At 34.9% G+C, this 14,513-nt stretch carries 12 protein-coding genes and 1 tRNA gene; 5 read left to right on the forward strand and 8 right to left on the reverse strand.

Features of this window, described 5'->3' with window-relative positions:
* The first annotated feature begins 80 nt into the window (after window positions 1–80).
* The 4 genes from KAOT1_RS11735 (at window position 81) to KAOT1_RS11750 (ending at window position 2,950) form a co-directional block, all read left to right on the forward strand.
* Window positions 81–758, forward strand: coding sequence for a hypothetical protein (locus KAOT1_RS11735; protein WP_007095033.1), 678 nt, complete (start codon window positions 81–83; stop codon window positions 756–758).
* A 115-nt stretch (window positions 759–873) separates the two neighbouring features.
* Window positions 874–1,536 (forward strand): hypothetical protein, encoded by a 663-nt coding sequence (locus KAOT1_RS11740; protein ID WP_007095034.1) that lies wholly within the window; start codon window positions 874–876, stop codon window positions 1,534–1,536.
* A 74-nt stretch (window positions 1,537–1,610) separates the two neighbouring features.
* On the forward strand, window positions 1,611–2,111 hold the full coding sequence (locus KAOT1_RS11745; RefSeq protein WP_007095035.1) for a hypothetical protein: 501 nt from the start codon (window positions 1,611–1,613) through the stop codon (window positions 2,109–2,111).
* A complete protein-coding gene (locus tag KAOT1_RS11750) occupies window positions 2,105–2,950 on the forward strand; it encodes a hypothetical protein (RefSeq protein ID WP_007095036.1) in 846 nt (281 codons plus the stop codon). Before KAOT1_RS11745 ends, KAOT1_RS11750 begins: the two co-directional genes overlap by 7 nt.
* 124 nt (window positions 2,951–3,074) lie before the next feature.
* Here KAOT1_RS11750 and KAOT1_RS11755 read toward each other — a convergent pair whose 3' ends face one another.
* The 4 genes from KAOT1_RS11755 to KAOT1_RS11770 form a co-directional block, all read right to left on the reverse strand.
* Window positions 3,075–4,013, reverse strand: a complete 939-nt coding sequence (locus KAOT1_RS11755) for a carbohydrate kinase family protein (RefSeq protein ID WP_040560040.1) — start codon at window positions 4,011–4,013, stop codon at window positions 3,075–3,077.
* Complete coding sequence (locus tag KAOT1_RS11760; RefSeq protein WP_007095038.1) at window positions 4,013–5,188, reverse strand: glycoside hydrolase 100 family protein; 1,176 nt, start codon at window positions 5,186–5,188, stop codon at window positions 4,013–4,015. Before KAOT1_RS11760 ends, KAOT1_RS11755 begins: the two co-directional genes overlap by 1 nt.
* Window positions 5,185–6,501 (reverse strand): MFS transporter, encoded by a 1,317-nt coding sequence (locus tag KAOT1_RS11765; protein ID WP_007095039.1) that lies wholly within the window; start codon window positions 6,499–6,501, stop codon window positions 5,185–5,187. Before KAOT1_RS11765 ends, KAOT1_RS11760 begins: the two co-directional genes overlap by 4 nt.
* Window positions 6,502–6,680: 179 nt before the next feature.
* Window positions 6,681–9,296, reverse strand: a complete 2,616-nt coding sequence (locus KAOT1_RS11770; protein WP_007095040.1) for a TonB-dependent receptor — start codon at window positions 9,294–9,296, stop codon at window positions 6,681–6,683.
* Window positions 9,297–9,453: 157 nt separating this feature from the next.
* On the opposite strand from KAOT1_RS11770, the gene KAOT1_RS11775 reads away from it, so the two are divergent.
* Window positions 9,454–10,476, forward strand: a complete 1,023-nt coding sequence (locus KAOT1_RS11775; protein WP_007095041.1) for a LacI family DNA-binding transcriptional regulator — start codon at window positions 9,454–9,456, stop codon at window positions 10,474–10,476.
* Between the two features lie 53 nt (window positions 10,477–10,529).
* On the opposite strand, the gene KAOT1_RS11780 is transcribed toward KAOT1_RS11775, so the two are convergent.
* From KAOT1_RS11780 to ftsA, 4 genes are all read right to left on the reverse strand, one after another.
* A tRNA-Arg gene (locus tag KAOT1_RS11780) sits at window positions 10,530–10,603 on the reverse strand.
* 43 nt (window positions 10,604–10,646) lie between these two features.
* The gene (locus tag KAOT1_RS11785; protein WP_007095042.1) at window positions 10,647–11,096 is read right to left on the reverse strand and encodes a GatB/YqeY domain-containing protein; all 450 of its coding nucleotides are present in this window, start codon (window positions 11,094–11,096) and stop codon (window positions 10,647–10,649) included.
* A 101-nt stretch (window positions 11,097–11,197) separates the two neighbouring features.
* The gene (gene ftsZ / locus KAOT1_RS11790) at window positions 11,198–13,135 is read right to left on the reverse strand and encodes a cell division protein FtsZ (protein WP_007095043.1); all 1,938 of its coding nucleotides are present in this window, start codon (window positions 13,133–13,135) and stop codon (window positions 11,198–11,200) included.
* Window positions 13,136–13,154: 19 nt separating this feature from the next.
* Window positions 13,155–14,513 carry a cell division protein FtsA gene (gene ftsA, locus KAOT1_RS11795; RefSeq protein ID WP_007095044.1) on the reverse strand — a complete coding sequence of 453 codons (1,359 nt, stop codon included), beginning with the start codon at window positions 14,511–14,513 and terminating at the stop codon, window positions 13,155–13,157.

Consider the following 14,513-nt stretch of genomic DNA (forward strand, 5'->3'; position numbering starts at 1 on the left):
CAGTACCAAACCGAAAAGTCCGTGAGTAAAACCCGCTACTTTTCACATACAAAACCGTTAGCCATAATAAAACCCAACCATTGAGAAAAGCCATCATAATTTTATTACTTGGATTAATAAGTTGCAAAGACACTTCCTCAAATTCGAATATTACAGCGGAATTAAATGAAACTGAAAGAATTAATATCGAATTGCCTGAATTAAATAATTGGAGCGAACTTTATTCTTACGAACTGGTTAAAAAACGCTTTGACGAAAACTCAAACAGCGGAACTACAATTATTGGTGTCTATCTTAATAATGAAACTGCAAAAAGAAAAGACAGTATAGATTACATTGACTTTACCGATTATTGTTTGTTTTTTATACGAGACAAAGAGCAAAAACGAAAAATCAAAGATTATGATTTAAAAAGGATTTTTGACATTCAAATGAACAAAGCGTCAGTAAAAGCAATTGAAGTTGAGGATGCAATTAATAAAGCATATTCAGACTCAACATTCATTACTGCTGATAAGCCATACTTACTTCAAGAATATAGCAAAATACCGAAAACATATTCTGCAATTAAATTAATAAAACCTTATTCAGACGACCATAGTTACATAGTTGTTTATGTTTATAACTTAATAAATATCAAAAACCACTTAGTTTATGGAAGCTATTATCTTGATTTTAATGGTATGGAATCTGTCGAAAATGCTCGAATGAATAACGACTTAATTATATCTGAATTTATAAAAGCAAATGAAAAATAACTATGGCTAACTACGCGTATAATTAATTGCTAGTTCTAGCCGATTTACAAAAATCCTCGCAAATTTTCCATCCGTTATTTATTTGCTAAATTAGAGTATAATTCAAATCTGTAAAATGGATCAATTTTTAAAAATAGCATTCTTCTTTCTAGTAGTCGTTTTTGGCTGTAACGCACAACATAAAAAGCCTGCTGATTTCATTCCCGAAGGATATGTAAAATTTGAAGAATATTTTGGTGACTTGAACAAGGATAAACAAGAAGATTGTGTACTCATCATAAAAAAAGTTGATAAAAAGAATATTGTCTTCAATCGATTTGACAAAGAAGTAGACAGAAACAGACGCGGAATTATCATATTATTTAAACACAAGAACGGATATCAGCTTGCGGATAAAAACTACAACTGTTTTTCTTCTGAAAATGAAGATGGAGGCGTTTATTTTCCGCCGCAACTTTCTATTGAATTCAAACGAGGAAATTTAATCGTTCATTACGGTCACGGACGATATGGATTTTGGAGCTATACATTCCGATTCCAAGAAGCTAACTTTAAACTCATTGGTTATGATGAAAGTAGCAATCGCGGACCTGTAACGCTGAGTGAAATAAGCATTAACTTTTTAACCAAAAAGAAATTAATCCGAGAAAATACCAATCAAGATGCAGAAGGTGGAGATGAAGTATTCAAGGAAACTTGGAAAGACGTAAAAATTGAAAAACTAATCAAACTATCTGAAATTAAAGATTTTGATGAATTGGAGATGTATAAGTATTGATAAAGAATCACAATTCTCTATACTTCCACATCATCTAAAATTTACCTACCTTTCTTGCCGTATCTATAAAAACGATGAAAAAAATTATTCTCTTTCTAACCATCCTTTTAAGTCTGTCACTTCACGCGCAAAAAACACTCAATGAGGTTTTTGCAAATTGCCTGATTTCTGATACGGAAAGTAATATCGCGAGAGCAAATCCAATACATATTATTGAAATTGACGAAGAAAACAATCGCATTAAAACGAATTATACACAACTGGAAAATTTATTGGTAAAAGCAACAGGAAACGAATCTTGGTTTATCACGCAAAGCGAAGAAGCTTCTACGATTGTTGAAATTAAAAACGTAGATATAAAAACTGGTTGGATTACGCTTGGCGAAACGTTTTCAGGTGTTTTTAACATGGATGAAGGCGAAACTTTGGAATTTTTCAATCCGTTTACAAACTATAAAATTATCGGAAACAATCCGCTGTTTAAACCTATCCAACACACATTAAAGACGAATACATCAATTATATTCAAGCCGGTGGAATCATCCAAAGAGCAAAGAACGATTACGTATTGTTAACACCTGTCGTTTTTGGCGCACATGCTACACGAGCGATTTATTATGCAACAAGTACGGATTTGGAAAATTGGACATTTCACGATGAGAAAATACTAGATACTTCTCAAATTCCCTTCGCTAAAAAAGCGGGAAATGTGTTTAGTACAGGAAATCCGTTAGCACTAAAAAATGGTACTTTTCTGGTGTTGCTTGGCGTAGAACAATCTAACGGAAATTATACGTCTGCGTACATGATTCTTAATAAGAAATTAGAAATTGTACAAGCACCGAAAGAAATCAACATTCCTGAATGGCATGGCGAAGATCAAAATAGTTTTCCGTTAGCCATTACCAAACATAAAGGTATTTTCAGAGTTTTATTCCATCGAAGAAGTAAAAAGTTTGTAGAAACGGAAGTACATGAAATCACGACAAAAAATATTCTTAAAGCGTTTCATCAAAATAAAGGAATCATTTCTAGTACAATTATTCAAAAAGCCAAAGATGAAACAGGATACCTTCACGGAAAAGCAGATGATGCAAGTTACATCAGCTTCAATTCAAAGTTATACATTTTATTAGGAAGTGAAGAATTACCCTCTGAATATTTGACTTCTTTCAATCGTGAATATGGTTTGCTTTCGCTAGAAAATGACAAATGGATTCATGATGAGCGCAGTCCGTTGATCGTAAATCCGATGACAATTCACAACAAATATCCACAATACGAATGGACGTCCGATCATTTAGGCGGATTTATTTCTCCGATCATTCACGAAAACTATTTGTATTTATTTTTAACTTTCGGAACCGACAATCCAGATTATTTGCTTGCGGGAATTAAAATAAAAACGGACTAACCAACGACTGCCATGAAAATCATTGACCTTTTCAAACCGATTCAATAAAACAAAAACGATCCTTGGTTTATAAAAGTAAAAATCAAGAAACTGTATAAACAAATTGACCTCAATCCTTCAAAGTTTATTTTTTCAATAATTCCGACAGGATATTAATGTTATTAGGCAATCTACCTACATTTTGCAATTTCAGTGCTGCTAAATTTAATGCAATATGCAAGCAATCTTCAATAGAGTGCTCTTTTAAATACGCAAATAGAAATCCTGACCAAAAAGCATCTCCTGCGCCTGTTGTATCCATAACTTTGTTAATTTTTATGGCAGGCATCAAAATTAATTCTTTGTTTTTTTGTGATAGTTTGACACCATCTTTCCCCAAAGTTAAACATACTATTTCCACACCTAATTCATGGAAAAAAGTAAATACCTTTTCGTGGAGCATATTTTCCCCAAATAAACGTGAAACATCATCTTCACTAATTTTCACTAACGGATTGTAACTACAGTATTTTTTAATGATTTTAAGTGCATTTTCTTTATCACTCCATATTTTTTCAGAATAATTAATATCAATACTCAATTTACAACCTAAATCATATGCTTCTTTCGCTTTATTGATAATGGTTTCTTGTGCAGGATTTTTACTCAAAGCAAAACATGTTGTGTGAAAAATTTTTGCTCTTTCAAGTAAGTTTGTGGGAATTTGATCTTCAGTAATTAAAAAATCTGCACTTCTATATGGAATGAAATCAGGTGTATCTTTTGACCGAGATACAAAAATAACTGATGTTGGACTTTCGCCAGTCTGTTTTATATATTTACTATTAATGTTAATTTCATTGAGTCGTTCCAAAATATAACTTCCCAAACCATCATTTCCTATACTAGCCACCAACGTAGTTTGCAGACCTAAACGTGCTGTATTCATAGCGACATTGGTTGGCGAACCTCCTAAATATCTATGATAATCGCGTGTATTGTTGATGAGTACATCGTATTGATGTCCAATAAAATCAACTAATGCTTCTCCCACACAAAGTATGTCTATATTTTTGCTTGTAATCAAACTAATAATCTTTTTCCGTTAATATATTGTTCTAATAATAGTTCTCCAGCAGCACTCCACGTACATTGCGGAACTCCGATAGCTTTCTGAGTTTTCGTGTTGAAATTTTCATAAAAGCCATAATTTTCTTTTGCATTCAATTCCTGTATTGCTTTTAGCACATTTTTGGAGTTTTCTAGGTAATTCTGACTTACCAAACTCATTCCATAAAAACCATTTACCATTTGCCATGTACCGCCATTGTGAAATTCATACGGGAAGTTTCTAAATTCATATTTACAATTATTGACAAGTAATTTCCAATTGTCATCATTTTCAAGAATAGGTTCCCAAAATGCTGGTAATAAGTTTAATGGTAAATTTTCTCTTAATTTTTCAGAATAGTTTATGAGCCTTTTTTGAAACGATGAGTCACCTAATTGTAATAACTGTGCAATGGAATTTCCAAAGGCATCAAACATGGTTTGGTAACCTGACGGATTTACAGAAGCCATCCAATAGGAAGTATCATCTAGCCTATTATACGCTTTTGGGTGAAAAGGTGTTTGGTAATTTGTTTTTCTATAATTTCCGTTTAATTTTTCTGTAATGCGATCAATTTTTGTTTCAAATTCCTCAGATGGCTTTAATTTTTGAACACATCGCAATGCCCACAATCGCAATACTTGATCGTAAAACGTATGTCCTTCCGTGATGTATTCATCTGCCCAATTTCCTGATCGTGGCACATATAATAAATCATTGGTGTTAAATTCCCACGCTTCTAGTAATTTGAATCCTTTCTTAATATTCGGAAGTAATTTTTCAAGGAAATCATCATCTTTCATCATCCAACAATAGTTACACACACCAATAATGAACCAAGAAATGGTATCTACTCTACCTGCCAATCCACCAAAACTTAGCGCTACTTCATTAGTTGACTTAAAATATACATTGGACGGAATTTGTCCTAATTCATGTTGATAATTCGCGAGTGTTTCTAATGTATTTTTAAATGTTCTCACCAAAGTTTCATCTCCATCCAACAATGCAGAAAGTCCGCAAATAACGCCATCACGCGCCCAAACACGTTGATAGTTTGTGATATTTTCTGCACTTGCTAAAAATCCTTTTTCAGAACTTGCCTTCAACAGTAGTTTTTTTGCTTGTATGTAAGATTGATTTGTCATGCAGCTGCTATTTTTTCTTTTGCTTTGGATTTAATCAATAACGTACAAATGACACTGATTAAGAGTAATACGCCAGCAAATGTGATCGCATTACGCGGATCGTTGTCTAAAAAGTGTTCTAATATATATCCAAATGATATGGTTTGAAACAACATTGGAATAACAATCATCATGTTAATAATTCCCATATATACACCATAGCGTTCTTTTGGAATGTCGTGTACAACCATTAAGTATGGAATTCCCATGATACTTGCCCAACCTATTCCAAAACCAGTAATAGCGAAAAATAGTAGGTTCTTGTTTTCTATGTGTGGAAACACTAAGAATCCAATCGCAGCTAGTAATAAGCAAAAAGCATGCACGCGTTTGGGACTGTATTTTTTTGCATATCCTACCAAAGCAAAGGCTACTAAGAAAGTAACCGCATTGTACCAACCATTTACTAAACCTGTCCAGCTTGCCGCTTGTTCATACGCTTCTGGATTACTTTTTGGAGTTGCATTCCAAACTGAAAGCGCAATACTTTTGGAAGAATTTTGCCAGTAACAAAACAACGCATACCACTGAAATAAGTACACCAATGCCAATTGCCACATTACTTTAGGCATATCGCCAATTGCCTCATAAATTTCTATTAATGGATGAAATATACTTCTTTTTTCGCTTCGTAACGCTTCTAGTTCTTCTTCTGTTGGAGGAATTTCATTTGTCGTTTTCATTGTCCATAAAATAGAACCTATGGAACAAACTGCTCCTAAAAAGAAGGATGCATATACCCAAGTTGGCAACGAGCCTGTAGTTCCAATAAAAATCATTGGAAATATAAATAAGGAAACATTTGCCAATACTTGTCCAATACCTGTAAAGAAACTTTGCATTTGAAATCCTAAGGGTTGTTGTGCTGCGTCTAATTTATCTGCAATAAATGCACGATATGGTTCCATTGCTGTATTGTTTCCTGCATCTAATATCCAAAGCAATCCTGCCGCCATCCATAAAGAACTGCTAAACGGAAACGCTAGTAAACAAATACTACAAATAAGTGCTCCGATAAAAAAATACGGCTTCCTACGTCCAAACTTTGGATGCCATGTTTTATCACTCATTGCCCCAATTAATGGTTGAATCAATAAACCTGTCATGGGACCTGCAAGATGCAGTATAGGAATTTGCGACGGATCTGCTCCTAGAAAATCATAGATGGGTGTTACCGCACTTTGTTGCAACCCAAAGCTATATTGAATTCCAAAGAATCCAATATTCATATTCCAAATTTGCCAAAAAGTTAATTTAGGTTTCTTAAACTTCATAGTATGCTATTATTTTTCTAGAAATTAGTTAAAATATGCAACGTTAGCTATTCCAATATACGCAAAGGGAATATAGCAATAAGCAGGTTTTTCATGTGATGTTTTTATGAGAAAAAGAGTTAATATCAGTTGACATCAACTCTTTTAAACTAATTAAAAAACTTATGGTATTCAAATAATTAAAACATGTATTGCAATGTAAGAGAGATTGATCTTCCAGGTAAAGGTCTTGCTCTTACAATATTTGTTTGTCCTTCTACAATACTTCCTTCTTCTGATTCTGTAATTCCTAAAGAATCAAATATGTTGTTTGCTGCTATGTTTACGTTAAGTGATTTTGTGATTCCAACATTTACAAAACTGTTTACGATTAAGAATCCAGGCATTACCAATTCATTGTTGTCTTGTGCAAATGCTTTCGATTGTCCAATGAAACTTAGTCCTACTGAGTTTTGCTTTTCATTTCCGAAGTTGTATGATGGAATTACGTTATAAATAAAATCTGGTTGTCTTCTTGGTGTGTTTCCAGCATTGTCTCCAGAATCTACTTCTGCATCTGTCCACGTAACTGCTCCACGTAAACTGAAATCATTAAATCTGTAGAAACCTTCTACTTCAACACCTAACGACTTGTAATCATTTTCTATGATACTGTTTGTTGACGCTTCAAATCCGCCTTCTTCTTCTGTTTTTGCGTAGAATGCTGTTGCGTAAATTGCTCCATTTTCAAAACCTCTTTTATATCCTATTTCTGCTTGATTGATGAAGTCTAACGCGTTGATTCGATCTCCATCTAAATAATCTAATCCTGAAAATAAAATACGATCAGCTTTTGCAGAAGCACCTCTACTGTAACGTCCAAAAACAGCTTGGTTATCTTGCAATTTATAGTTTAAACCTACTGAGTACGACACATAATCATAGTCATAATCTACTGCCGTAGGGTTTGCATTATCAATGGCAAATACATTTTGCTCTGGCACAGAAATTACGCCGTCATTGTTGACATCAAATTCTCTTTGTGTTCCACCAGTAAATGAACCAGAAACACGACCTTTATCATAACGTAAACTTGCATCAATTGTAAAGTTCTCAGAAGCTTCTAGTGTAAAGTTTACATAAGGTGCAGATACATTGTAGTCGGTATCATAGTTTCTATGTAAATTTCCCCAAAAAGGAGTTCCGTACGCATACAAACCATTTTCACTTAATGCGTTGTTTCCTGCATCAAATACATTGATTAATCGTGCATTGTCATCATTTACTTCTTGCAAGTACGAATTCCATAGCCATGACATAGAAATACTTTGGAAAGATTTAAAGTATCCTACCGTAACATCTAAGTTGTCAAATGATTTTGATAATTTGAAATCATTCATAAAGTTATTGAAGTTGTTCAATTCTACATCAAACATATGAATTCTTGCTACTAAACTGTTTCCGCTTACAGGCGAACCATCTGTAAAAGCAAGTGTTGAACCTGCTCCAAAAGAATCTGCTATTGTAGTTGCATCAGCTACTTGTGATGGAAATGGCGATACAAAAGCACCACTATTAGCTGAATAACGTGCGTTGTTCATTACTTTCCAATCATTTCCTAAATCGAAATTTGCTTGCATTCCTACAGAAGTAGAAAGCGGGTTCATTCCGTCAGTAACATCACCTCTTTGTATTTGTCCGTCAGCACCAATTCTAACAGTTTGTGTAAGATTTGCGCTATGAAGTGAGCCTCTTGTTGCGTCAAAGTTTGGTGCATTTCCCCAATCAGGATCGCTATTGGTTCCTGTTACTTGTATTGGCATTGGTAAATACGCAGCAGCTCTATCGTTTAGATATTTGGCATAGACACGTACGGAGCCATTTTCAAATTCTTTTGTCAAACTAAGCTTTAATTGTCCTCCGTTATTTGCTGTAAATCCAGTTTCTCTAACACCTTCGCCTGCTCTATAAAATCCACCAGCATGAAAGTATAAACCATCTCCTATTTTTGAACCGTAATTAAAATCTGTTCTGAAAGAATTGTAATCTAAACCAAATGTAGTTCCGATAGCGCCGCCTTCATTTTTTCCTGTTTTGCTTATAATATTGATGATTCCTCCAGGTCCATTTGACGTTAATGTTGACGCCGAACCTCCACGAATGGCTTCTATTCTTTTTACGTTGTAATCAAATCGTGTAAAAATATCTGCGGTTCCAAAAGAGATATCTCCATACAATAATACAGGCAATCCGTCTTCTTGTAATTGTACATATTTTGATCCACCAGAAGAAATTGGCACACCACGAACTGCAATATTAGCATTTCCTTCTCCACCAGATGATTCTGAACGAATACCAGGAATTGTTCTAAAGATTTCAGCGGTACTTCTTGGAGCTGATTGTTTAATAGTTGCTGGTTGCATGCTCGTTACCGAAACACTTGATTCTATTTTTGATCTCGGATTTACCACACCAGTAATGATTACTTGATCTAAAGATTCTGCATCATCTGCTAATTTAATTTTAAGCACAATAGCACTTCCGTTTGCATTTACTGATTGATTATATGTAGTGTATCCAACTGAAGAAGCTTTTAATGTATATGTTCCATCTTCAACTCCTGTAATAGCAAACTTTCCATCAAAATCAGTAACAGCGCCTTTTGTAGTTCCATCAAGAATGATATTTACACCTGGAATTGGCATTCCAGCTTTATCATTAACTGTTCCTGAAATTTTGGTTTGTGCAAGTGATATTGTCGTAACCAAAAGTAACAATAAGGAACAAAGACCTTTTAAGTTAGTAGCATTTTTCATTGTATTATTTATAGTTTTTTGGATTAATTTTTAGCTAAATTATATTTATAGCAATACTATTTTACATTTTTCTCATCGAAAACGTTTTCGATTTTACCGAAAACGTTTTCGATTTCGTATTTTAGTCATTCGTTATATAAAAACTACGTTAGTTTCTATGAAACCAATTACTTTAAAAGATATTTCAGAAAAATTAGGGATTTCTGTTACTACAGTTTCGAAAGCATTAAAAGGTTATCCTGATGTGAGTAAAAAAACGCGTGCTTTGGTAAAAGAACTTGCAGAAACTTTGAATTATAAACCCAATGCTTTTGCTGTTAATTTACGTACGGAAGAATCCAAAACAATTGGTTTGATTATTCCTGAGATTGTGCACCACTTTTTTTCGAGTGTGATTAAAGGAATTATAAGTCAGGCGGAAAAGAAGGGTTATTTGGTGATAATTTTACAATCTAATGAATCGTATGATTTAGAAAAGAAACAGCTCGATTTATTGGTAAGTAAACGTGTTGATGGTATTTTGATATCGCTAGCAAATGGAACAGCAGATTTTAAACATATTACCGACATTATGGATCAAGGAAAACCGATTGTGATGTTCGATAAAATCGCAAAAATTGTCAAGTGTTCAAAAGTTATTATTGACGATCGGAAAGCTGCGTATACAGCTACTCAGCATTTAATTGACACAGGTTGCAAGCGTATTGCCCATTTTCGTGGTCCGCTATTGCCACAAAATTCTATTGATCGTTTTCTAGGCTATAAAAAAGCTTTGGAAGATAACGGAATGACTTACGATCCTTCTTTGGTGTATATTTTTGACGACATGACGTTTGAAGTCGGAGAAATGTTCGCTAGAAAAATTTTATCTGAGCATACTGATGTGGATGGTATTTTTGTAAATACCGATTTGGTTGCCATTGGAGCTATTACAGAATTTAATAGACAAGGTGTGAATATTCCTAAAGATATTTCTATTGTTGGTTTTAGTAATTGGTTTATGTCTTCTGCCATTACACCTTCATTAACCACTATAAATCAACCAGGTTTTGAAATGGGAAAAATGGCTTTTAAGCAATTATATAGAGAATTAAAAGCCAAAAAGAAAAAGAAACAAATTACTCCAAAAATTATAGAGCTAGAAACAAATTTGGTTCAGAGGAATTCTACACGATCTTAAGAATTAAAATAAAAAAATAGAAGCCTTACTAGAAACAGTAAGGCTTTGTCTTGTGACCCCGGCAGGATTCAAACCTGCAACCGCTGGAGCCGAAATCCAGTGCGCTATTCAGTTGCGCCACGAGGCCGTATTCCCATGAAAGTGGGAATCTTATTAATAAATTTCTTTTTTTAATTAGCCAATTTAGCTTTTACAATCGTAGAAATTGTTTTTCCATCAGCCTGACCAGCCAATTCTTTGGAAACAATTCCCATTACTTTTCCCATGTCTTTCATTCCTGAAGCGCCAATGTTATCAATAGTCATGACAACTACTTTTTCTATTTCTTCTTCCGATAATTGCTCTGGTAAAAATTCACTAATCACTTCTGCCTCATCAATTTCTGGCAAAGCTAAATCTTTACGACCTTGCTCTAAAAATATAGCCGCGCTATCTTTGCGTTGCTTTACCAGTTTTTGAAGTAATTTGATCTCGTCTTCTTCTGATAATTCATCACTATTTCCGCTAGTTTTTGCTAAAAGTAATTCAGATTTTACAGCGCGTAAAGCTCGTAAAGCAGTTTGATCTTTCGCTTTCATAGCAGCTTTCATCGCCATCATTATATCTTGTTGTAATCTCATGATTTCTTATTTTTTTGGTAAAGCGAAGATAAAAAATTAAACCCGAAAATAGAACAGCAATTTCCGGGTCTAAAAAACATATATAATAGTACTAAATCTAATTAGTCAACGTTATCATGCAAGAAAGAATTGTTACTTCTTAATTGCATATCATCATTACTATCCGTACCCAAACTGGTTCGGGAAGTATTGTCAGTCGATTGTGTATCGTTTAGCTCAATCCCTGCTCTTTTATAGGCTGGTTGCTTCTCAATTTCATCAATACGAGAGACACTATTATTGAATTTATAATTAAATTCTTTTAATTTTCTCCTGCGTTCGTCCGTTCTACTTTTTAAGCTTTCTTCAATTGTACTGTTAAATGGATCAACACCTTCAGCTTCTTTAGTTTCTTCACTCGGACTTTCAATTATTTTCTTTTCAAAAACTATACCATCTTCGGCTGCTTGCGAAATATTTTTTTCTTCAGCAGCATCTTCGTCCATATAATCATCCAAACTGTAACGTGTGACACCTTTGTCATGCACTTCTGTCACAGGAATTACCTCTACAGGCTCGTTAACTTCAATAGCATTAACTTCCTCTGTATTTAATTCAAATTTGACAATATTTTCTTCTTGCTTTGGCGTTTCTTCTACTGTAGGATTTGCCAATGGCATGTCGAATGTAATTGCGATTTGATTTTCCTCATCTTCTTCTTGCGTTTCAGCAATTACAAATTCTGGCTCATTTACCTTTATATTCTTAATTTCATCCGTCATTGTCGTAATAACGAATTCCTCCTCTACTTTAGTAGCTGACACTTCTTCATATACTACTGACATATTTTTGATGATTTCCGTGGTCGGAATTAAATTGAGTTCCGTAGTATCATCTACCAAAGTATGACGAATTACTTCTGCTTTCTTAGGCGGTATTTCTTGTGTCGGTTTCTGTGGAATGTTTGGTGTTACCACAGAAGTTGGCTTTGTTGTTAAGTTCTGAACGGCAGGTTGCTCATCTTCTAAAGTGTGAATTACTTTTTTTGATTCTGTATTTACAATTTCATCCTGCTGATCTACATCAAAACCAGTAGCTATAATCGTCACCGAAATTGCATCTTCCAAGGTTTCATCTTCTCCAACACCCATAATGATGTTTGCACCACCACCAGCTTCATTTTGAATATGATCGTTGATCTCTCCAATTTCATCAATGGTAATTTCTTCTGAACCAGAAACGATAAGCAACAGTACGTTTTTAGCTCCTGCAATTTTATTGTCGTTTAGCAATGGAGAATCCAACGCTTTCATAATCGCTTCACTTGCTCGGTTTGCACCAGAAGCGTTAGACGACCCCATGATAGCGGTTCCACTATTAGATAACACCGTTTTCGCATCACGCAAGTCAATATTTTGCGTATAGTGATGCGTAATTACTTCTGCAATTCCTCTAGATGCTGTAGAAAGTACTTCATCTGCTTTAGAGAATCCTGCTTTAAATCCTAAGTTTCCGTAAACTTCTCGTAGTTTATCGTTGTTTATCACAATCAGCGAATCTACATGTGAGCGAAGTTTTTCTACTCCAATTCGCGCTTGTGTATTACGCATTTTTCCTTCAAATTTAAAAGGAATTGTAACAATACCAACCGTTAATATGTCTTTGTCTTTGGCAAGTTTTGCTATGACTGGTGCGGCTCCAGTTCCGGTTCCTCCGCCCATTCCTGCCGTGATGAAGACCATTTTGGTATTGGTATCCAACATCGTACTAATGTCTTCTATACTTTCTAATGCGGCTTTTTCTCCTACTTCTGGATTGGCTCCTGCGCCAAGACCTTCCGTAAGAGAAACTCCTAATTGTATTTTATTAGGCACTGCACTGTTTTGTAAAGCTTGTGAATCTGTATTACAGATCACAAAATCTACTCCTTTTATTCCTTGTTGGAACATGTGGTTGATGGCATTACTTCCGCCACCGCCTACACCGATCACTTTAATTACATTTGATTGGTTTTTTGGTAAATCAAATGAAATGTTTCCGAATTCTGTGTTGCTACTCATAATTCTTTAACTGTTTTTTTTATTCTGCGTTATCTAAAAAATCTTTCAACTTATCGGCCCATTTTTCAAAGATCGACTTGCGTTCTTTTTTGGGTTCCGATTGTATTGGAGCACTGGTATTGGTATGTTCTTCGTTAGCATCAATAGACGCAGTTTCTGCATCTGAAATTGTTTCTGTAGGTTGTTCCACAATTTCTTCTTCAATGGTAACTTTTGATTGGTTTTCTATTGCATTCATTACCAAGCCGACAGCCGTTGCGTATAATGGACTCGCCATTTCTGCATCTGAATCGCCTGCCAAATGTTCGTTAGGATAACCAATTCGGGTATCCATTCCGGTAATGTATTCTACTAATTGCTTTAAGTGATTTAGCTGACTTCCGCCACCTGTAAGTACAATTCCTGCAATTAGTTTTTTCTTTTGTTCTTCATGTCCGTAATTCTTAATTTCTAAGTAGGCTTGTTCTATGATTTCCACCACACGAGCATGAATGATTTTAGAGAGATTTTTCAGGGTAATCTCTTTGGGTTCTCTACCACGCAATCCAGGAATTGAGACGATTTCGTTGTCTTTGTTTTCGCCTGGCCAAGCTGATCCAAATTTTATTTTGAGTAATTCTGCTTGTTTTTCAATGATAGAACAACCTTCTTTAATGTCTTCCGTAATTACGTTTCCACCAAATGGAATAACTGCCGTATGGCGAATGATTCCGTCTTTAAAAATTGCCAAGTCTGTTGTTCCGCCTCCAATATCAATCAACGCAACTCCTGCTTCTTTTTCTTCCTGACTTAGTACAGCATTGGCAGAAGCTAAAGGTTCTAGTGTGATTCCTGCCAAGTCTAAACCTGAACTTTTTACGCAACGACCAATGTTTCTTATGGAAGACACTTGACCAACTACGACATGAAAATTGGCTTCTAAGCGTCCGCCATACATTCCGATAGGTTCTTTTATTTCAGCTTGCCCATCTACTTTGTATTCTTGCGGAAGCACATGAATGATTTCTTCTCCGGGAAGCATCACCAATTTGTAAACTTGGTTAATTAACAAGTCAATATCCTCATCATCAATTACTTCGTCAGCATTGCTTCTGGTAATGTAATCGCTGTGTTGCAAGCTACGAATGTGCTGTCCTGCAATTCCAACAACAACTTCCGTAATTTTTAAATCAGAGACACTTTCGGCTTCTTGAACGGCTTGTTGTATCGATTGTATCGTTTGGGTAATATTGTTTACGACACCTCGATGCACGCCAAGACTCTTAGATTTTCCAACTCCAAGAATTTCAACTTTACCGTATTCATTTTTTCGCCCAATCATTGCCACGATTTTCGTGGTTCCTATGTCTAATCCTACTGCGATGTTATTGTTTTCCAT

The sequence above is a fragment of the Kordia algicida OT-1 genome, assembly GCF_000154725.1.
Taxonomy (GTDB): Bacteria; Bacteroidota; Bacteroidia; order Flavobacteriales; family Flavobacteriaceae; genus Kordia; species Kordia algicida.